Here is a 20,199-nt window from a genome sequence, read left to right on the forward strand (position 1 = left end):
TTGTAGGTTAAAATAGTATTGAGAATTTGATGATAAAACGCCCCCTTATTTTAGTTACAAATGATGATGGCATCAACGCTCCTGGAATTAGAGCTCTGATAGAAGTAATGAACGAAATTGGCGATGTTTGTGTCGTTGCACCGGACTCTCCCCAGAGCGGAATGGGGCACGCCATTACTATAAACGATGCAGTTTATTGCAACCATATCAAGGTTGGTAGCGATAAGCTCCATCAGGAGTATAGTTGTAGCGGCACACCTGTAGATTGCGTAAAACTGGCCGTAAATGAGGTTTTAAAACGAAAACCTGATCTTTGTGTTAGTGGAATAAATCACGGAAGCAATTCATCAATAAACGTCATTTACAGTGGAACTATGAGTGCTGCGGTAGAAGCTGGCACCTTGGGAATTCCCGCTATCGGCTTTTCACTTTTGGACTTTTCACTAGAAGCAGATTTTAATGCCTCAAAGAAAATTGCGAAAATAATTGCCCTCGAGACCCTTAAAAACGGATTACCAAAGGGAGTGGTCCTCAATGTCAACATTCCAAAACTGAAAAGTTCTGAAATTAGAGGTATAAAGGTTTGTCGCCAGGCGAACGCACATTGGCAAGAAAAATTCGACAAGCGCACAAATCCTTTAGGGCGGGATTATTATTGGCTAACCGGAACCTTCGTAAATGAGGACAAAGGCAAGGATACAGATGAATGGGCCCTCGAACAAGGATATGTTTCCGTGGTTCCAGTACAGTTTGACCTTACCGCTCATCATGCCATCAATGAACTTAATACTTGGGATTTGTAATTTAGATAAGACGGGAGATAGAGGACGGGAGACGGAGGCGGGAGACGGGAGACGGGAGACAAAATCAAAAAAGGGAAAAAAAAGAATTCCTGTCATCCCACGCTTTAGCGAAGATCTAAAAACCTGAAACTTTTAATTTTGAACAGTAAACTTTTTCTTTTGAATTTTTAACGAAAATGAAAGTAGCTGAAACTTGAAACCTGAAAATAACTATAAAACATTATGAAACCACATATCAAGGAAATTTTAATTGGGCTGGTAATAGGACTGGTTGCGAACGTGGCGGGAATATACCTTTACATTTATTTTTTCTCTGAACATAGTTTAGAAACTACCTTACAGGCTGCCGTGGAAGAAGGTTTTTTAGGTAGTTTAATTGCCCTCGGTGCAATTCTCAACCTGTTGGCATTTTTCGTTTTCATAAAGAAAAAACAACTTTATAGAGCTCGCGGCGTATTATTGGCGACACTCATTGCAGCGTTGGCAATAGTTATTTCAAAATTCTTCTGACAAAAAACTGCATTCCCTTAGATGTTGTTATCTTAGTAAGCCAATAAAATCATTAAAATGAAACGAGCAGTATTTCCTGGAACCTTCGATCCGATTACCCTTGGTCATATAGACATTATTGAACGTGCCCTACCACTCTTTGATGAAATCGTGATAGCCATTGGAGTCAATGCTGATAAAAAAACAATGTTTCCGTTAGATGAAAGAATTAAATTTATTACAGAAGCCTTTAAAGAAGAGACCAAGATCAGCGTTAAAAGCTACTCAGGCCTTACAGCACATTTTTGTATTTCGGAACAAGCAGAATATATTGTCCGGGGTTTGCGTAATACTACCGATCTAAACTTTGAACAGCCGATTGCCCAAACTAATTTTAAGATGGCTAAAATAGACAGTCTGTTCTTAATCTGCTCTCCTGAAGTTTCCAACATCTCCTCCACCATCGTCAGGGATATAATGCGAAATGACGGGGACTATTCTAATCTCGTTCCTACTTCAGTAAAAAAATAAGCAATTAACTCCAAAGTGGTTCGGATCTTCCTAAAAGCCCTAAAATGAAAAAACCTTCCAGTTTCCTGAAAGGTTTATATTTCTATACATTTAAAAATCTTATAGAGCAGCTACGTGCTTGGCCATATTCGATTTCAAGTTTGAAGCCTTGTTATCGTGAATAATGTTTTTCTTGGCCAATTTGTCAATCATAGAAACCACAGTTGGGAACATAGTCTCAGCTTCCTTCTTATCTGTAAGCTCTTGGAATTTCTTCATGGCGTTACGAGCCGTTTTATGCTGATAACGATTTCTCAAGCGTTTAGTTTCGTTGCTTCTAATTCTCTTTAATGCTGACTTGTGGTTTGCCATTGTGTACTTGTTAAATTCTAAACTTCTGTAGTCCGTAGGGGAATCGAACCCCTGTTACCAGGATGAAAACCTGGCGTCCTAACCCCTAGACGAACGGACCATTAATTTTCAAATGCGGATGCAAAAATACAACTATTTTTCATTCACGCAAATCTAAAATGAAATTTTATTGTTTTTATTTAATACGCCTTTGCAAAAAGCACTTTCCTTGCTCCTGCTTTCCCAGTCACCATACAGTTTCCGCTCTCATCTTGAGCATCTAAAGGAATACATCGTATGGTCGCTTTGGTCTCATTTTTAATCTTTTCTTCTGTTTCAGGAGTACCGTCCCAATATGCGGAAATAAATCCGCCTTTGGATTCCAGCACTTCCTTAAACTCATCATAGGAAGAAACTTCTGTTGTATGTTCTATTCTATAAGTCAATGCTTTCTCAAAAAGATTGTTTTGTATTTCCGCCATTAAAGAAATTACTTTATCTACCACATCATGCTTAGCCACAAATTCCTTCGTAAGTGTATCTCTTCTTGCCAACTCCACAGTTCCCTTTTCTATGTCCTTAGGACCAATTGCAATTCGAACGGGAACACCTTTTAATTCATATTCATTGAATTTCCAACCTGGCTTCTGAGTGTCGCGATTGTCAAATTTAACTCTAAGTCCCTTTGAACGCAATTGCTTCATTAAGTCATTAGCTACCTCGCTCACCGCTTTCAACTCTTCCTCACTTCTGTAAATAGGCACAATAACCACCTGATCAGGCGCCAGATTTGGTGGAAGAACCAGGCCATTATCATCGCTATGGGTCATTATTAAAGCTCCCACTAGTCGAGTGGAAACACCCCAAGAAGTTGCCCAAACATAATCTAGAGCTCCATCTTTGGCAGCAAACTTAACATCAAAAGCCTTGGCAAAATTTTGTCCCAGAAAGTGGGATGTTCCTGCCTGTAAAGCTTTACCATCTTGCATAAGCGCCTCGATACAATAAGTTTCAAGTGCCCCAGCAAATCGTTCACTTTCTGTTTTGGTACCTTTCACAACTGGAATCGCCATAAAGTTTTCCGCAAAGTCGGAATAAACATTCATCATTTGTTCTGCCTCCGCAATAGCTTCTTCTTTAGTGGCGTGGGCAGTATGTCCCTCCTGCCATAAGAATTCCGCTGTTCGCAAAAACAGACGGGTACGCATTTCCCAGCGGACCACATTGGCCCATTGGTTTATTAACAACGGTAAATCTCTATAAGATTGAATCCATTTGCGGTAAGTATCCCAAATAATTGTTTCAGAAGTTGGCCTAACAATTAATTCCTCCTCCAATTTTGCTTCCGGATCTACGATAATTCCACTTCCGTCCTCTGCATTCTTTAGTCTATAATGTGTAACTACGGCACATTCTTTTGCAAATCCATCAACATGGCTGGCTTCTTTACTGAAATAGGATTTGGGGATAAATAATGGAAAATAGGCATTCTGATGTCCTGTTTCTTTGAACATCCTATCCAACTCGGCCTGCATCCTCTCCCAAATAGCATAGCCATAGGGCTTGATTACCATACAGCCCCTTACGCCCGAATTTTCAGCTAAATCGGCTCTGATTACCAACTCATTATACCATTTAGAATAATCTTCTTCTCGTGTAGTTAGTTTCTTCGCCATAGTATGGGATTTGGCACAAAAGTTGCAACCTTGTTAAAGCATTAGTTATTGTTCGCAAAACTACTTATTTTTATGAATTCAAACAATTATTAAAACTACAGATATGTTCACCCAGAAAATTACCATAAAGTCGTTCACCCTTCCCTTGCTGATTGGGACTTTAGCTATTTTGATGGTTTCGTGCGGAACACAAAATAAAGCTTATAATCAGAATGATGGTATTTATGCTTCCGGGGAAAGATCTTCCCAGGAAAAAAATACTTCTAACGATAATCAGTACGAAAAAGCTAATTATTACAAGCAATATTTCCAAATGAAAAAGAATGACTACGGAGAAATTGCCGAAAATGATGAAGATATAATTTTTACGGATATCGATGCCTATACCACTTCCGAAAGAATTGATGACGAAGGAAATATCATAATTGAAGAAAGCTATGAAGATCCCTATGGTCCCTGGGGGAATAACTCAGAGGATGTTACTGTCAACATTTACAATAATTATGCCTCATATGGCTATGGATACGGTTTCTACAACCGACCTTATGGATGGTATAATAGTTATTGGGGATATCCCTACTATAATTACTACGGACCTTATTGGGGTATGAGCTTTACTTGGGGCTGGGGTTACCCATACTATGGATACGGTTATCCGTATTATGGTTATCCTTATGGATACGGATATCCTTATGGATACAGCTATGGTTATGGTTATGGTTATCCTTATTATGGTAATGCCTCCTATAATCGAGGAAGAAGAAATACCGACTATAGTAGGACAGAAGCAAGAGGGCGTTCAAATAACGCTACAACAAGAAATTCGTATAGCCGATCTGAAACTACACGTAGAATAAATAGAAATAATGTGAATGTTCGCTCAAACGATTCACGTGTGCGATCAAATAATACGAATGTTAGGTCCAATTCAAATAGTACCATTAGAAATAACAGTTCCAACAACACGCGAAACATTCGCAGCAACTCCAACAGTAATATTCGAAGCGCACCTTCAAATAATACCCGTAACAACAGTTCTATCCAGAGTGGTAGCAATAGGAGTTCAACGCCAAGGACCTATTCAGCTCCACCAAGAAGTTCAAGCGGAAGTAGCATTCAAAGCTCGAGTGGAAGTGGGAGAAGTAGTGGTAGAAGCGGAAGCCGCGGAAGAGGTTAATAAAAACACAATTCGAAAAGCAAATAATAAATATGCCATCTCATATTTGGAAAATCCAAAAAGTGGGATGGCATAAATTTTAAATGATTAATACTACAATCTACGGATGAAAACAATACATCTTATATTCTTTTTAATACTTTCAACAGCAGGTATACACGCTCAACAAATAACTGACGGATTAAGATACAGTCTTGATCAAAATATTGGAACTGCGAGGTTCACGGCTCTTAGTGGAGCAATGGGGGCATTGGGCGGTGATTTTTCGGCTATGCGCGAAAATCCGGCAGGAAGTGCTGTTTTTATGAAATCCAATATTACTCTTACAACCTCATTATTGGATATAAAAAATACTTCTTCCTATTACAATCAATTGGAGAAAACATTTTCCGACGATATAATTATTAATCAGATGGGTGGAGTTTTTGTTTTTGACAATTTTGAAGAAGATTCCAGTTTAAAAAAATTCACAGTCGGCTTTAATTACGATATGGTTCGCGGACTTGATGATGAAATATATATTGCGGGAAGAGGTCGAAACTCACTAGGAAATTTCTTTTTGGAACAGGCCCAAGGAATCCCCTTAAATCTTTTGCAATTGCAGGCGGGTGAATCCATTGCAGATTTATACAGCTATCTTGGAAGCGAAATGGGATCAACAGCCCAAAATGCATTTTTGGGATATCAAGCTTATTTATTCGACCCCCTCGATCCTGATAATCCTTTAAATTCCTCTTATGTGTCGAATGTAAGTGGAAATAGCTTTAATCAAGAATACTTGTATAGATCTCGGGGATATAACAGTAAATTTACAATTAATCTGGCTACTCAGATTACTAATGACTTTTATTTTGGAGTTAACCTTAATACGCATGCAATTGATTTTAGCCGGAACACCTACTTTGTAGAAACCAACAACAATCCAGGATCAATTATTACAGGAATAGGATTTGAGAACAACTTATCAGTTACGGGAACTGGAATATCCGCACAATTTGGAGCGATTGCAAAAGTCGCTTATAATTTCCGTTTCGGATTAAATTGGGATACCCCTACTTGGTTTAGGGTTTCAGAAATTACTTCGCAATATCTAGAAAGCCAAAGATTGGTAGATCAGCGAAATGTCACTGCTATTGTCGATCCCCGCGTCATCAATATATATGCTGATTACGATTTAAAGACTCCTGGAAAACTCGGAGTGAGTACAGCTTACATTTTCGGTCAAAAAGGACTACTCAGTTTTGATTACTCTTATAAAGATTATTCAAACATTGAGTTCCAACCTAAAAATAATTCCTATTTCAGAGATTTGAACTACAGCATAAAAAACACTTTAAAAGGAGTTTCCACCTTTAAAGCGGGGGCAGAATATCGAATAAATCAATTGAGTCTTCGTGGTGGTTTCCACTATGAGGAAAGTCCTTATAGAGATGATAAAACATTGGGAGATTTAACCGGCTTTTCCCTCGGTACAGGTTATAGTTTCGGAAATTGGAACCTGGACCTAGCCTATTCTAGATCTGAACAGGATAGAGAACTACAAATGTATTCTCAAGGATTTACGGATAAGGCCAATATAAATTCAGTGTACAGTAATTTTATTCTTTCCCTCGCATTTGATTTTTAAAGATGATTTAAATCTTTCTTAAACCTCGATTTTTCTTAAATTATTTGGTAGACAGTATTCATAAAGGATTTAAGGACAATAAACTATAGTCAAAATTATAGGACAATTGAAGCTACCTATCCAATGCTTTTAATTTTAACCCAAAAGTATCTTCATTTCAACTTATGGAAGGTCACCCTAATAAGAATCAATTTCTAAAAAATTAGAGTCAAGCTATATAGTTTGTATAACTAAAAATATAAGCCAGAAAAGAGGAGTTTTCTTAAGAACCATCTGTAAGATTCTAATAGAAATTTTGCAGAGCTGGGAATTAAAGACAGTAGTTATTATTACCGAAGAGAAGTCTTTAGACCGTTTGAATACGGATTAGGAAATACCTTCACGAACCAAACGATTACTAATCCATATATACCAAAAAGCCCCGCACGATGCAGGGCTTTTTTGTTCTGTTTGGTTCTGCGTTGGTGTTCCACCTAGCGCTTCAGTGCAAAGTGCCCCTTGAACTGGTAGGGGGTGCCGTCCAGCACGTACTCCACGCGGAACCAGTAGTCGCTCGATGGCAGCGGGTTCCCGTTGTAGGTACCGTCCCATCCGGGGCCCAATGGGCTCACCTGCTTGAGCAGCTTCCCGTAGCGGTCGAAGATGTAGATCTTCGCGCTCGGGTCCGCCTGGGCCATCCCGATGATGTTCCAGGTGTCGTGGTAGCCGTCCCCGTTGGGCGTAAAGTACGGCATGTAGTCCAGTACCCCGATGGTGATGGTCACAAGCCCGCAGCCGTTCTTGTCCCGTATGGTTATCGTGTGCGGGCCCGCCGCCACGTTCTCGAAGATGGTCCCGTCCTGGAAGGGGCCGTCGTCAAGCTGGTACTCGTAGATGCCCAGCCCCGTGGCCCAGACCTCGATGCTGTGGCTGTCCGCGAAGGGCAGGGTGGTCACCGATGCGCCGTAGGTGAACGGCGGGGAGGAGAGCACCACCTCCGTGCTCGCCGAGGCATCGCAGCCCGTGGCAAGGGCGGTGACGATCACCGTATAGGTGCCGTCCACCACCGCTACGGTGGAGGGGCCGTCCTCCCCGGGCAGCAGCACCCCGTCCAGCATCCACTCAAAGGAGTAGAGCTCCGGGTCCAGTCCGGTATCGATCACCAGCGCGGGGCCGATCGGGTTGCCGTTGGCGTCCACGCACAGCGTGTACTGCTCCTCCAGTACGATCAGCGGCAGCTCATGCACCTTGAGGATGACCTCGACGATGGCATGGCACTGCGGCTCGTAGAGGTTCTCCTCGTTGGTGACGCGGGCATAGACCACCTGCGGGTTGATGGTGTTCACGAACGGGAACACGATCGGGTCGGTCCCGGCCTCGGCCTCCTCAAGGGTCTCGTAATAGGCCAGTGAGTACACCAGCGGGTCCTGGCCCCCCAGTATCCCGTTGCGCAGGTCCACCACCTTCTGGATGCTGAAGTCCTCAAGGTCGAACTCCGCGAACCCGTCGCTCGGCGGAAGGTTGTCGCATATGGCGAACGGCTCCGCCGGCTCCGTGGCCTCCGCGCCCTCCTGTACGATCAGCTCGAAGTGCTGGAGCCCGCCGATATAGCAGCCGGTAACGCGGTCACGGATGCCCGTATAGATGGTCTGAGGGTTCTCCGTATTGCCCATAAGGTCACGGTTCCAGTGCTGTCCCGGGTTGAGTATGCGGTTGGTACCGGTCTCCGCGAACACGGGGTCCAGGTAGAAGGTTACCTCAAAGTCGAGCTGCGACTGGCCGGGCCCCAGGATCTCGTCTATCTTGGTGGTAAGGTCGAACAGGGCCAGGTCCGTGCCGGACAGGCACTGCATGTAGTTGGACACCGGTGCGCTGGCGTCCGGCAGCGGGTACACGATCAGCTCCAGCTCAACGATCTCGAAGCAGCCGGTCGCGGCATTGGTCGCCCGTACGTAGATGGTCTGCGGGCTGGAGGTGTTGGCATAGCTGGTCGGGTCGGGCACCGCGGTGGCGGGATCGCCCCCAACGGCATCGCCGTAGCTCTCGAAGTAGCCAAGCTCCCAGGTCTCGCCATGCAGGATGGCCGCCGCCCTGAGGGTCAGGTCGAAGAGCTCCACCCCGTCGTCGGGGCCGGGGCCCACCACGATGTTCTCGTCGCAGAGCACCAGGGGCTCGGGCGTGGCGGGCTGCGGGTTGGGCAGCACGCGCAGCAGCAGGTGGGTGTAGGAGACGCAGCCGCTGTTGCCGTCCTCTACCCGTACGTAAACGCGCTGCGGGTTCTCGGTGTTCTCAAAGGCATGGTCCGGGTCGATGCGGTCCACGTTGGCCAGGGCGTCAGCCTCCGTAAGGAAGTAGCCCACCCCGAGCCCGGGGGCACCGCCGGTTATCTCGGCGTTCTTGACGGTAAGGTCGAAGACCGCGCGCATATCGTTGGGCTCGCCCAGGTCGTCGCAGATCTCCAGCGGCCCGGGCTCGTTGATGGGGATACCGTCCGAGACCACAAGGGCAAAGTGGCCCGTGGCAAAGCACAGGTCGCCCTCGGTGTAGGCCAGGCGCACGTAGATCTCCTGGGGGTTCGAGGTATTGGTATAGGCCCCCGGGTTCACGATCGGGTCGTCGCCGGTATCGGCACCGCCCTGGGTGGTATGGTAGGTAAGGCGCAGCACCGTGCGGTCCTGGCCACCGTATATCAGGTCCTCCTGTACGGTAAGGTCGAACACCGCAGTACCGTCACCGTCGGGGTCGCACGCCACAAGGTCGGGAAGGTCCACCGGGACCACCGGGCTCGGGGACACGATAAGCTCCAGGGGCACGATGCTGTAGCAGCCCGAGGTATTGGGCGCAAGGGCGAAGGTGGCCCGCGCATAGATCGTCTGGGAGAAGGCCACGATGTTCTGGAACGGGGAGGCAAGCGGCAGGGTGCCGTTCTGGGCATCCAAAAGGGTCTCGTGGTAGGTCACCACAACCGCGGGGTTGCCGTTGGATATCTGGGCGTCCCTCAGGGCAAGGTCGAACCGGGCAAAGCCGTCGTTGTCGTCATCGCACTTTACCAGCGGGTCGGGCTCGCCCGCCCGCGGTACGGGGAGCACCACAAGGGTCAGCGTGGTGGTGGCCGAGCAGCCGGCGGCACTGGAAACGGTCACCTGCAGGGTGTAGGGGCTGATCCCCTGGCCCGCACCGTCGACCGGGTTGGCATAGGCCGATGGGTCCGCGATGGGATTATCGTTCTGCTGGTCCGCTATGCTCTCGTAGTACCGCACGGTAAGGGCGGCGTTTCCGCCGGTGATGGTGTTGTTGTTGGCGGTCAGGTCGAATATCGAGATCCCATCGGTATCGCTGCCGCTCTCCAGGTCGTCGCAGAGGACCATGTCCGCGGGAGGGGTGATCGCGGGGAAGCCGCCCACCACCAGCCCAAAGCTGCTGATGCGGAAACAGCCGGTCACGTCGTTCTCAAGGCGCACCCAGATGGTCTGTCCGGAGCTGGTGAACGAGGTCGGATCGGTGATGGCATTGGTGGGCACCAGGGCATCGTCCAGGGCCGTGTGATAGGTAAGGATGAAGTCCGGGGACTGGGTGCCGTATATGAACGGCGCGTTGTCGGTAAGGTCGAACTCCGCACTGGTGCCCCCGTCAAGGTCGCAGGCAAGCAGGTCGCCGAAGCCCTCGGTGGGCGCATCGGGCACGGGGCTTACCCACAGCTCCAGCTCACGGATGACGTGGCACCCCGTGGCGGTCTTTTCAACCCGTGCCCAGACGGTATCGAAAAAGGGCGTGTCGTTGGTGTACGGGCCGGTGATCTGGGTAAGGGGATCTCCGAGCTCGGCCAGGATCCGTGTGGTATAGTACTGGATGGCCAGTCCCGGCTCGGCGTTGGCGATCTCATCATCCTTTAGGGTCAGGTCGAACTCGGCAAAGCCGTCGTTGTCGTCATCGCACACCACAAGCGGGGTGGGCGTGATCGCCCTGGGTACGGGAAGTACCACCAGGGTCAGGGTCGTTTTGGACGCGCATCCATCGGTATTGAAGACGCTCACCTGCAGGGTGTGCGGGGTGATCCCATCCCCGTTCGCGTCCACAGGATTGCTATAGGTGGTGGGGTTGGGGACCGGGATGTCGTTCTGTTGGTCGGCCACGGTCTCGTAGTAGCGAACGGTCAGCGACAGGTTGCCGCCGGTGATGGTACTGTTGTTGCTGTTCAGGTTGAAGACCGATACCCCGTCGGTATCGCTGCCGCTGGCAAGGTCGTCGCAGAGCTCCATGTCCGCGGGCGGCAACAGGGCTGGCAGGCCGGAGACTACCAGCTCAAAGCTGCTGATACGGAAGCAGCCCGTACCGTTGTCCTCCAGGCGTACCCAGATGGTCTGGCCGGTGCTGGTGTAGGCAGTGGGGGAACCGATGGCATTGGTGGGCACCATGGCATCGTCCAGGCTGGTGTAAAAGGAAATGAGGAAATCCGGTGACTGGTCCCCGTACACGAACTCCGTGTTCTCGGTGAGGTCAAATTCGGCACCGCTGCCATCCTCCGCGTCACAGGCGAACAGGTTCCCGAAGCCCGGGGCCGGGGCGCCCGGAACGGGGTTTACGATCAGCTGTAGCGGCACCACGGCATAGCAGCCCGTGGTGGTGCGCTCCACGCGCGCCCAGACGGTATCGAAAAAGGGGTTGTCATTGGTGTAGGGGCTAAATATTTGATCCAGCAGCGAGCCGATCTCGGCCAGTGCCCGTGTGGTATAGTAGCGGATGGTCACATCCTGCTCCCCGTTGGTGATCTCGATATCCTTCTCGGTCAGGTCGAACTCGGCAAAGCCGTTGTTGTCGCCATCGCACACCTCCAGTGGGGTGGGCACGGCGGGTACCGGAAGGGGGTTCACCACCAGGGTAAGGGTGATGGTGGCGGAACAGCCGAAATTGTTGGTCACCCGCGCCACGATGGTCATCGGGTTGAGCGGGGCGGGCGGGATCTCCCGGTTCTGGTAGGCACGCGGGTTCGGGATCGGGTTGTCCATCGCCTCGTCGGCGTAGGTCTCGAACCAGGTCACCGAGAGGGAAAGGTCCCCCCCGGTGATCTCCCGGTTGCGCGTGGTCAGGTCGAAGGTGCTGATCTGGTCGCTGTCGCTGCCGCTGGCAAGGTCGTCGCAGAGCTCGTACGGCAGTGGCTGGATGGGCACCGGCAACGGGTCCACGAAGAGCTCCAGCGGCACGATGTCGTAGCAGCCCTCACCCCCGTTGTGCGGAGAGGTGTTCAGGGCGTTGCCCACCGCAAGCACGTAAACGGTCTGGTGGAACGGAACCGTGTTCTGGTAGGCCGCCGGGGTGCCGATGGCGCCCGAGAAATCGGGGGCGGTAAGGGCAAGATCGCCAGCAGCTACAGCGTCCGCCTCGGTCTCGTAGTAGTAAAGGTCGTACTGCGCAGGGTCCATTCCCCCCAGCATCTCAGGCTCTTTTACGGTAAGGTCGAAGATCTGAAGGCCGTCCGTGTCGTCGTCGCAAAGACGCAATGGGGTCGGGACAGTCAAAGTGGGACTGTTGCGGACATATAAATAAAGTCTTATTATAGCGTTACAGCCACTCAAACCTTCAATGCGTGCAAAAACAACATCAACAAACGGGTCATCGTTAATGTACGGGTCGATAAGTTCGTTTAGGTTATTTTGGGCATCAAGCTCTGTGGGATGGTAGGTTACAACCAATGTGGCATCGCCCATTGTAATATCATCATCCGCATCGTGTAGGTTAAAAGGAGCATAACCGTCATTATCAGTATCACAAACAATTAGAGGAGCAGGATTGGGATTCGCATTGGGAGGAAACTCCATTATAATTTCAAAATCAGTAACCGCATAACAGTCCGGATTAATACGATTTTCAACTCTTGCATATAATGTGATGGGAGTAGATGTGACAATATAAGGTTGGGGAAGTGGATTATTTCCGGTATCGGCATCCCCTGGATTATCATGATAGGTAAGGTTAAGAAGATTTGGATTCTGCCCGTTTAAAATGGCAGATGAAAAAATAGCCTGCAGGTTAATAGGCTCCTCACCGTTATTATCTTGGTCGCATATATAATAAGGACTAGGTGGCGCAGTGGCAAGGGCTGTAACCAAGGAAATCTCAAATGAATCTATAACATAACAGGTACCATTGTCATTTTCAACCCGGACCCAGATAGTTTCAATACTTCCAACAATTGGATAAGCATTCGCTGGTATTATCGGGTTCACATCGTTATTGGCATCCTGTTGAGAATGGTGGTAAGTAATAACAAAGTTAGGATCTTGACCTCCTAATACGACAGCATCATTTTCCGTAAGGTCAAAAAGTCCCGTGGAACTACCATCATCACAAATACCTAAATCTTCAGGAGGACTAGCAATGAACGGCTGTGGATCTATTATAATTTCAAAATCTACAACCGCGTAACAATCCGTATCAAGACGATTTTCAACTCTTGCATAAATGATCATCGGAGAAGTGGTAACCACATAAGGATTGGGTAAGGCGTTTGTCCCATTATCCGCATCTCCAGGATTATCATGGAAAGTCAGTGCTACATCGGCCAAACTTTGTCCGTCCAAAATGGCAGCAGAGAAAAGCGCTTGTAGATCCAAAGTTTCTTCTCCATCACTGCCCTCATCACATAGACGATAAGGACTTGGCGGCGGGGTTGCAAATGCCGTCACCAATGAAATTTCGAAAGAATCTATAGCATAACAGGTACCATTTGCATTCTCGATCCGTACCCAAATGATTTCGCTGTTTCCAACAATAGGGTAAGCATTTGCGGGAATGATTGGACTTGCATCATTCTCGGCATCCGGTTGGGTATGGTGATAGGTAATGACAAAGTTGGGATCTTGAGTTCCCAGAACTACTGCATCATTTTGCGTTAGGTCAAAAAGCCCTGATGAACTACCATCATCGCAAATACCGAGATCTTCTGCCGGGCTTGCAATCTCTGGCTGCGGGTTAAAGAGAATGATAACGCTATCCGTTACGTCGCAAAGGGGGCTAGAAACTGTCACCGAGTATTCACCCGAATTTGGAGCAGTTACAGTATAGGTATCACCGGTAGCTCCAGGTATTACAACCCCATCTAAAAACCATTCATATGCCAATCCGGTTTCTCCTCCTGTATCTGCAAACAATACTATATCGTCTTCGCTACAGGTTTCAACGTCATCACCCAAATCAACCTCTAAATCGGAGTCTAGGAATACTGTAACCGTATCTTCGTCAGTTATCATTACCCCACTACAGTTCGTATATTCTGCTTGAGCTGTAAAAGTTGTCGTTTCGGTAACACAAACATCCAAAGTTGTACCGCTTCCAACTTGGATTCCATTGGCATACCATTTAATTTCAACATTAGGATCTCCATTGGGAGTAAAACGCCAGGCTTCATCATGAGCCGACCAGCTGCCAGTGTTTCTTCCTGGTGGGGTGTATCCTACTGTTGCGTCGGCATTTTGAATACCAATAACGCCATTACCATTCTGCCAACTATTACAAGGGGTCCTATCTTTTACATAAACCTCAATAACATTGGTAGTTTCATAAAGGATCATTTGATAAGTCTGTTCCCCTACACCCATATTACATTGAAATTGACCCAATTTATAAATGTTAAAGACCAACATCCTACAGGGATAACTTCCCACAAGTTCGTAGTTAATAGACCATCCGGGGAAAGAATATCCAGCTCCCGGGCGAGTGTCTTGCAATACTCCAAAAATTCCAAGTACGGACCGTGAGTCTGAGCTTATTCCTGTATACGTTCCGTTGTTACCAGGGACGGGGCCGTTTAATGGATATCCTGCAGAAGTCCCCGGAGTATATCGGCCATTTGGAACCTCTCCTACAATACTAAAAGATAGGGCACCATTGGAACTAATTATGGCCCTTTCATAAGGCTCACCAAAAAAACAAAACTCAAAACCTAAATCTATTCGCTGGGACCATTCATCATCCACGGCAATACTAGTAGAGCCTGTCCCTCCAGTAAAGGGAAAGGGAGGGGCAAAAGGTATAGCCGAAACCTCATAGCTCGTGGTTTCACCGGTATGTAGATATTCAGCAGTGAGTGTAGTACAAGGATCTGAACAAGTTACTTCTACATCTTCACCGGCATCCACATTGGGACAACCAGATACCTGAGAATAAAGGGGAAATGATAAAAGTAATACTAGAAACCCTAGATATTTTTTGGGGCAGAAGTTTGTCATAATTTAGGAAAATGTAATTGCGTGGGGGAAATTAAGAAAATTTTGTGAATACGGTCAAAGTACACACGGAAAATATGAACTTAAGACCATCTTTAACAATTGTGATTCCGTATCTTTGCACCTTATCTAAATTAAGAAAAGTTTTGAAATTGATGGATTTAGAAAAAACACTTAAAACCATAGACGCAATGGGCGATGACCATATAAGTGGCTCTTCGGAAACACCCTTGCGCCCCGACGCTTTTGAACTCAGCGACATTGAAAAGATTGCTTCGATCAAAAATGACGTTCAACATATAATGGAAACTTTGGGCTTAGATCTAAATGACGATAGCCTCAAGGGCACGCCTAACAGAGTGGCTAAAATGTTTGTACAGGAAATTTTTGGCGGACTTCATCCAAATAGAAAGCCGAAAGCTTCCACCTTCAGCAATAAATATAAATATAATGAAATGCTGGTAGAGAAAAACATTACGCTTTATTCTACTTGTGAGCACCATTTACTTCCCATAGTAGGAAAAGCACACATCGCTTATATCTCTAACGGAACCGTGGTTGGACTTTCGAAAATGAATAGAATTGTGGACTACTACGCCAAAAGACCACAAGTACAAGAACGCTTAACGATGCAGATTGTAAAGGAATTGCAACAAGTGCTAAATACTGATGATGTTGCGTGTATAATCGATGCAAAACACCTCTGCGTTAACTCAAGAGGTATACGGGATATTGATAGCAGTACCGTAACTGCCGAATTTGGCGGGGCTTTCAAAAATCCAGAAACAAAAAGAGAATTTTTGGATTATATTAAATTGGAGACGGAGTTTTGAGGATTGACGGGTGCTGGATGAAAGATGACAGATGTTGGATGACGGATGATGAGTGAGGAAAAACAAACACACATTTATTTGAATATAATTATGGAGGCTAAATTCAAATTTGAAAAGTTGCATATTTGAAATATGGCTTTTTGGAGATGAGATTGATAAACTTTCGGAAAGGTTTCCAAAAAGAGATTTACAATTTAACTTCCCAAATTTGCAGAGCTGGGGATTCTATAGCCTTAAACATTTCAGAAGGTTCAATCCTTCAGTATAATCCAGAACAAAAAAAGTTTATAGGGTATGCAAGTCGGTCCTTAGGAGAAGTAGTTACTTGTATTCATAAAGTTAAAAGAAGAAAATATATTTTAGAAACGGAATTTGAAAAACAATACAACGAAGCTTTCCATATAATGAACATGATGGCTGCGTTTAGAAATCAAATAAATTAAAAAACAAGGTGATCACTTCGGTCATCGGTCATCCGTCATCAAGCATCAACCATGAACAACCTTCACATTTATAACTCGCTTACTAAAACCAAAGAAAAATTCGTCCCTATACACGAAGGCGCTGTGGGAATGTATGTATGCGGCCCTACGGTTTACAGTAATGTTCATTTAGGAAATTGCAGAACCTTTCTTTCGTTCGATCTTGTATTTAGATATTTAAAGCATCTGGGATATAAAGTGCGCTATGTTAGAAATATTACCGATGCGGGACATCTGGAGAATGATGGGGAAAGTGGGGAGGATCCTATTCTGAAAAAAGCGCGGATTGAGCAATTGGAGCCTATGGAGGTTGTTCAGAAATATACTGTCGATTTCCACACGGTTTTATCAAAATTCAATGCGCTACCGCCGAGTATTGAGCCAACCGCGACGGGCCATATTATCGAACAGATTGAGATAATAGAAAAAATAATTGCCGAAGGATTTGCCTACGAAAATAATGGTTCAGTTTATTTTGATGTTCTCAAGTTCAACGAATCTCACCAATATGGAAAACTGAGCGGTCGGAACATTGAGGATATGATCGCGAATACCCGTGAATTATCTGCTCAAACCGACAAAAAGAATCTGCAGGATTTTGCTCTTTGGAAAAAAGCGGAACCTCAGCATATAATGAGATGGCCTTCACCTTGGAGTGTCGGATTTCCAGGATGGCATTTGGAATGTACGGCCATGAGCACAAAATATCTGGGCGACAATTTTGACATTCACGGAGGCGGAATGGATCTAAAATTCCCACACCATGAATGTGAGATTGCCCAAGCGGAGGCATGTAATGATATTTCGCCGGTCAATTATTGGATGCATGCCAATATGCTTACATTAAACGGAAGAAAGATGTCCAAATCTACCGGCAACTTTATTCTTCCCAATGAAATGTTTACCGGAGAAAATGATATTCTAAAGAAGCCCTTTTCCCCTACAGTGACTAAGTTCTTTATGTATCAGGCACACTATCGGAGCATTTTGGATTTCAGCAGCGAAGCTTTGGAAGCTTCCGAAAAAGGATTCAACAGATTAATGGATGCCTACCGAATGTTGAACGGTTTGGAAACTTCAGAAAAATCTAGTCTTGATATAGAAAGTTGGAAAAAAGCGTGTTATGATGCGATGGATGACGATTTTAATAGTCCAATCCTTATCGCTCATCTTTTTGAAGGGGTTAAGTTCATTAACGCTCTTAAGGAGGGAAAGGAAACTATTACCAAGGAAGATCTGGAAAACCTGAAAACCACGATGCACAACTTTTTATTTGAGGTAATGGGATTACAGGATCTTTCTTCAGAAAATTCTGGTGATAGCGAAAAACTTTCAGCTGCGGTTGAGCTTCTTATTGAACTACGAAACCAGGCACGTGCAAACAAGGATTTTGCAACCAGCGATAGAATACGGGACCGACTTTCGGATAAGGGAATTCAATTGAAGGATGGGAAAGAGGGAACTACTTTCAAGTTATGAGTTAAGAGTTATGAGTTATGAGTTGTGATTGCTAAAATGAATAATGAAGAACTAAAATAGGGTTTATCCCCCGCCCTAAAGGAAGCTAGTTTATGAGTTGTGAGTTGTGAGGCTGAAATGAATAATGAGAAATAACTAAACTCGGGATTTACCCTCCGCCCTAAAGGGAACTAGTTATGAGTTATGATGCTAAAATGAATAACGAAGAACTAAACTAGGATTTATACCCTGTCCTAAAGGGAACTAGTTATGAGTTATGAGTTATGATGCTAAAATGTAATGAGAAATAACTAAACTCGGGATTTACCCTCCGCCCTAAAGGGAACTAGTTTATGAGTTATGAGTTATGATGCTAAAATGAATAATGAAGAACCAAACTAGGATTTATCCCCGCCCCTAAAGGGAGCTTGTGTAGCTTAATGGGTTTATAACCTGGCATCGAAAATTGATATACTGCTTACCTATTTGCGGATTTACTGATTACCGATCCCTGAACACTGAAAATATGAATTATGAATTAAAAAAGATTCTGGTGTTCCCATTTGTCCTTTTGATACGTGGATATCAAAAATTCATTTCTCCATTTACTCCAAGCAGCTGTCGCTACTCTCCTACTTGTTCATCTTATGCTAAAGAGGCTCTTGAAAAACATGGCTTGTTAAAAGGTGGATGGATGGCGGCAAAACGAATTCTTAGCTGTAATCCTTGGGGTGGATCGGGTTATGATCCGGTTCCTCCTAAAAAGAAATAAGTTCAATATCCACAATACTTTTTGGCTTTTGCTATCTTTACGCAGCGCAAAATAAATCTCCAATATGCACTATCTTACAATTACCTGGAATCCTTCTGAAGGCATCGATTTGGGCTTCTTTATGATTCGTTATTACAGCCTTATGTTTGTGGTCGCCTTTACTTTAGGGTGGATTTTGACCAAGAAAATTTACGAACGTGAAGGACAGCCACAAGAAATGCTCGATAAGCTTTTTATATACATGGTGATTGCTACCTTGCTTGGAGCACGATTGGGACATGTTATTTTCTATCAGCCAGAACTATTTGTTCAGGATCCACTTGCAGTCTTTCTCCCTATTAGTACTGTTCCAGAATTTGAATTTACAGGATTTCAGGGATTAGCAAGTCATGGAGCGGCAATTGCCTATGTTTTGGCGATGTTATATTACAGTAAAAAGGTTATCAAAAAACCATTTTTATGGGTTATGGACCGTATCGTTATTGCCGTGGCCGCCGGTGGAATTTTTGTGCGTATCGGAAATTTCATGAATTCAGAAATTATAGGAAAGCCATCAGGCGATTTTCCTTTGGGTGTCCGCTTTGTCCATGAAGACATTCGCCCATACCAGGCCGTAGAAGCCACGGGAATCCAGAATCCATCAAAAGCTTATGATGCCATTGTACATAATCCGCAATTTTCGGAGTTGCTGAACAGCGTTCCTTTTAGACATCCCGCGCAACTTTATGAGGCTGGAGGCTATCTGATTGTTTTTCTTGTTTGTTGGTATCTCTATTGGAAAACTGAACGAAGAAAACAGATTGGCTATATTTTTGGAGTGTTTTTGATCCTTCTCTTTATGGTTCGTTTTCTAGTTGAATTTGTAAAGGAAAGTCAAGGCGGATTCTTGGAAGATGTTCTGGGAGTCTTTTCTACTGGGCAGTGGCTGAGTGTTCCTTTTATAATTGCGGGAATATATATAATGTGGAGAGCTTCAAAAAAGAATCCTTATGTTGATGACTTAACGTCCCAGCCCCCTAAAGGGGCAGAATAATCGTCCTTTTTTTTATTAAAGTAAATCTTTCAACGATTTCTAAAAAGATTTCCTTAGCTCAATAATTTTACTTTTAATATGAAAAAAATACTTGTTTTTATAGCCCTGGTGGGCTCGCTTCTTACTTTTTACAATTGTAAGGATACATCCAATCCTGAAAACAAAAGTCTTACTAAAGAAATAACTTTTAAAAAGGATGGGGAACTAACTTTAATGAAAGCAGAAAACGATTCCCTATTGGTTAAACTAAATATTGAGATTGCCGATGATGACTATAAGACCCAAACAGGTTTGATGTATCGCCACTCCATGGATAAGGATCAAGGAATGCTGTTTATTTTTCCTGATTCGGAGCCCCGGTCTTTTTATATGAAGAATACAGAATTTGGATTGGATATCATTTATTTCAACTCGTCTCAAGAAGTGGTAAGCATTCAGAAAAATGCAAAACCTTATAATGAGTCTTCTCTTCCTTCCGAAGGTCCCGCCCAATATGTTCTGGAAGTAAACGCGGGCCTTTCTGATACTTGGAATCTTGAAAAAGGAGATAAATTCCAGTTCAGTAAAAATTAGTCAATATCGAATTTTCATAGTCAGCTTTCGAGAATACGGTAATTACTTCTTCTAAATTTAAACTCACTAAGATTGCCTCAATGCGAATTCAATCTTTCATAATCCAAATCTTTGGACAGGTATTGGACTGATGACGGACTTTTGCATCTGCTTCGGGAAAATCGTATGTTTTCAGAACAGAGTACAGATTACCAGGAATGCAAGAAATTTCATA

14 protein-coding genes and 1 tRNA gene are annotated in these 20,199 nt (G+C 45.1%); 11 read left to right on the forward strand and 4 right to left on the reverse strand.

Annotation, left to right across the window (positions count from 1 at the left end):
• Positions 1 to 29 precede the first annotated feature (29 nt).
• The 3 genes from surE (at position 30) to coaD (ending at position 1,823) form a co-directional block, all read left to right on the forward strand.
• Positions 30 to 803, forward strand: coding sequence for a 5'/3'-nucleotidase SurE (gene surE, locus EI546_RS07900; RefSeq protein ID WP_410198321.1), 774 nt, complete (start codon positions 30 to 32; stop codon positions 801 to 803).
• A gap of 222 nt (positions 804 to 1,025) precedes the next feature.
• Positions 1,026 to 1,313, forward strand: coding sequence for a hypothetical protein (locus tag EI546_RS07905; protein WP_205649766.1), 288 nt, complete (start codon positions 1,026 to 1,028; stop codon positions 1,311 to 1,313).
• A gap of 57 nt (positions 1,314 to 1,370) precedes the next feature.
• Positions 1,371 to 1,823: a pantetheine-phosphate adenylyltransferase gene (coaD, locus tag EI546_RS07910; RefSeq protein ID WP_128250037.1), complete on the forward strand. Its 453-nt coding sequence runs from the start codon at positions 1,371 to 1,373 to the stop codon at positions 1,821 to 1,823.
• A 99-nt stretch (positions 1,824 to 1,922) separates the two neighbouring features.
• Here the strand turns inward: coaD and rpsT are convergent, their stop codons facing one another.
• From rpsT to proS, 3 genes are all read right to left on the reverse strand, one after another.
• The gene (gene rpsT, locus EI546_RS07915) at positions 1,923 to 2,174 is read right to left on the reverse strand and encodes a 30S ribosomal protein S20 (RefSeq protein WP_128250038.1); all 252 of its coding nucleotides are present in this window, start codon (positions 2,172 to 2,174) and stop codon (positions 1,923 to 1,925) included.
• 28 nt (positions 2,175 to 2,202) lie between these two features.
• Positions 2,203 to 2,274 (reverse strand) — tRNA-Glu (locus EI546_RS07920).
• Positions 2,275 to 2,353: 79 nt separating this feature from the next.
• Positions 2,354 to 3,829: a proline--tRNA ligase gene (gene proS, locus EI546_RS07925; protein WP_128250039.1), complete on the reverse strand. Its 1,476-nt coding sequence runs from the start codon at positions 3,827 to 3,829 to the stop codon at positions 2,354 to 2,356.
• A 103-nt stretch (positions 3,830 to 3,932) separates the two neighbouring features.
• Here proS and EI546_RS07930 point away from each other — a divergent pair, with 103 nt between their 5' ends.
• A complete protein-coding gene (locus EI546_RS07930; RefSeq protein ID WP_128250040.1) occupies positions 3,933 to 5,006 on the forward strand; it encodes a hypothetical protein in 1,074 nt (357 codons plus the stop codon).
• A 106-nt stretch (positions 5,007 to 5,112) separates the two neighbouring features.
• The gene (locus EI546_RS07935; protein WP_128250041.1) at positions 5,113 to 6,633 is read left to right on the forward strand and encodes an OmpP1/FadL family transporter; all 1,521 of its coding nucleotides are present in this window, start codon (positions 5,113 to 5,115) and stop codon (positions 6,631 to 6,633) included.
• 473 nt (positions 6,634 to 7,106) lie between these two features.
• Here the strand turns inward: EI546_RS07935 and EI546_RS07940 are convergent, their stop codons facing one another.
• Complete coding sequence (locus EI546_RS07940) at positions 7,107 to 12,317, reverse strand: T9SS type B sorting domain-containing protein (protein WP_164905202.1); 5,211 nt, start codon at positions 12,315 to 12,317, stop codon at positions 7,107 to 7,109.
• Between the two features lie 2,672 nt (positions 12,318 to 14,989).
• Here EI546_RS07940 and folE point away from each other — a divergent pair.
• The 6 genes from folE to EI546_RS07970 all read left to right on the forward strand — a co-directional run bounded on the left by folE (position 14,990) and on the right by EI546_RS07970 (position 19,985).
• Positions 14,990 to 15,667, forward strand: coding sequence for a GTP cyclohydrolase I FolE (gene folE, locus EI546_RS07945; protein ID WP_128250043.1), 678 nt, complete (start codon positions 14,990 to 14,992; stop codon positions 15,665 to 15,667).
• A gap of 146 nt (positions 15,668 to 15,813) precedes the next feature.
• Positions 15,814 to 16,110 carry a four helix bundle protein gene (locus tag EI546_RS07950; RefSeq protein WP_240673188.1) on the forward strand — a complete coding sequence of 99 codons (297 nt, stop codon included), beginning with the start codon at positions 15,814 to 15,816 and terminating at the stop codon, positions 16,108 to 16,110.
• 51 nt (positions 16,111 to 16,161) lie between these two features.
• Complete coding sequence (gene cysS / locus EI546_RS07955) at positions 16,162 to 17,628, forward strand: cysteine--tRNA ligase (RefSeq protein WP_128250044.1); 1,467 nt, start codon at positions 16,162 to 16,164, stop codon at positions 17,626 to 17,628.
• A 505-nt stretch (positions 17,629 to 18,133) separates the two neighbouring features.
• Positions 18,134 to 18,379 (forward strand): membrane protein insertion efficiency factor YidD, encoded by a 246-nt coding sequence (yidD, locus tag EI546_RS07960; protein ID WP_128250045.1) that lies wholly within the window; start codon positions 18,134 to 18,136, stop codon positions 18,377 to 18,379.
• A gap of 64 nt (positions 18,380 to 18,443) precedes the next feature.
• Complete coding sequence (gene lgt, locus EI546_RS07965) at positions 18,444 to 19,412, forward strand: prolipoprotein diacylglyceryl transferase (RefSeq protein ID WP_128250046.1); 969 nt, start codon at positions 18,444 to 18,446, stop codon at positions 19,410 to 19,412.
• Between the two features lie 78 nt (positions 19,413 to 19,490).
• Entirely contained in the window at positions 19,491 to 19,985 is a 495-nt protein-coding gene (locus tag EI546_RS07970) for a DUF192 domain-containing protein (RefSeq protein ID WP_128250047.1), read from the forward strand.
• Positions 19,986 to 20,199: the final 214 nt, after the last annotated feature.

Source organism: Aequorivita sp. H23M31, from assembly GCF_004022485.1.
Taxonomy (GTDB): domain Bacteria; phylum Bacteroidota; class Bacteroidia; order Flavobacteriales; family Flavobacteriaceae; genus Aequorivita; species Aequorivita ciconiae.

Bases quoted from the DNA above. Each gene is read 5' to 3' on its own strand.
- surE (WP_410198321.1), top strand. From the start codon at position 30: ATGATAAAACGCCCCCTTATTTTAGTTACAAATGATGATGGCATCAAC.
- EI546_RS07905 (WP_205649766.1), top strand. From the start codon at position 1,026: ATGAAACCACATATCAAGGAAATTTTAATTGGGCTGGTAATAGGACTG.
- coaD (WP_128250037.1), top strand. From the start codon at position 1,371: ATGAAACGAGCAGTATTTCCTGGAACCTTCGATCCGATTACCCTTGGT.
- rpsT (WP_128250038.1), bottom strand. From the start codon at position 2,174: ATGGCAAACCACAAGTCAGCATTAAAGAGAATTAGAAGCAACGAAACT.
- proS (WP_128250039.1), bottom strand. From the start codon at position 3,829: ATGGCGAAGAAACTAACTACACGAGAAGAAGATTATTCTAAATGGTAT.
- EI546_RS07930 (WP_128250040.1), top strand. From the start codon at position 3,933: ATGTTCACCCAGAAAATTACCATAAAGTCGTTCACCCTTCCCTTGCTG.
- EI546_RS07935 (WP_128250041.1), top strand. From the start codon at position 5,113: ATGAAAACAATACATCTTATATTCTTTTTAATACTTTCAACAGCAGGT.
- EI546_RS07940 (WP_164905202.1), bottom strand. From the start codon at position 12,317: ATGGGCGATGCCACATTGGTTGTAACCTACCATCCCACAGAGCTTGAT.
- folE (WP_128250043.1), top strand. From the start codon at position 14,990: ATGGATTTAGAAAAAACACTTAAAACCATAGACGCAATGGGCGATGAC.
- EI546_RS07950 (WP_240673188.1), top strand. From the start codon at position 15,814: ATGAGATTGATAAACTTTCGGAAAGGTTTCCAAAAAGAGATTTACAAT.
- cysS (WP_128250044.1), top strand. From the start codon at position 16,162: ATGAACAACCTTCACATTTATAACTCGCTTACTAAAACCAAAGAAAAA.
- yidD (WP_128250045.1), top strand. From the start codon at position 18,134: ATGAATTATGAATTAAAAAAGATTCTGGTGTTCCCATTTGTCCTTTTG.
- lgt (WP_128250046.1), top strand. From the start codon at position 18,444: ATGCACTATCTTACAATTACCTGGAATCCTTCTGAAGGCATCGATTTG.
- EI546_RS07970 (WP_128250047.1), top strand. From the start codon at position 19,491: ATGAAAAAAATACTTGTTTTTATAGCCCTGGTGGGCTCGCTTCTTACT.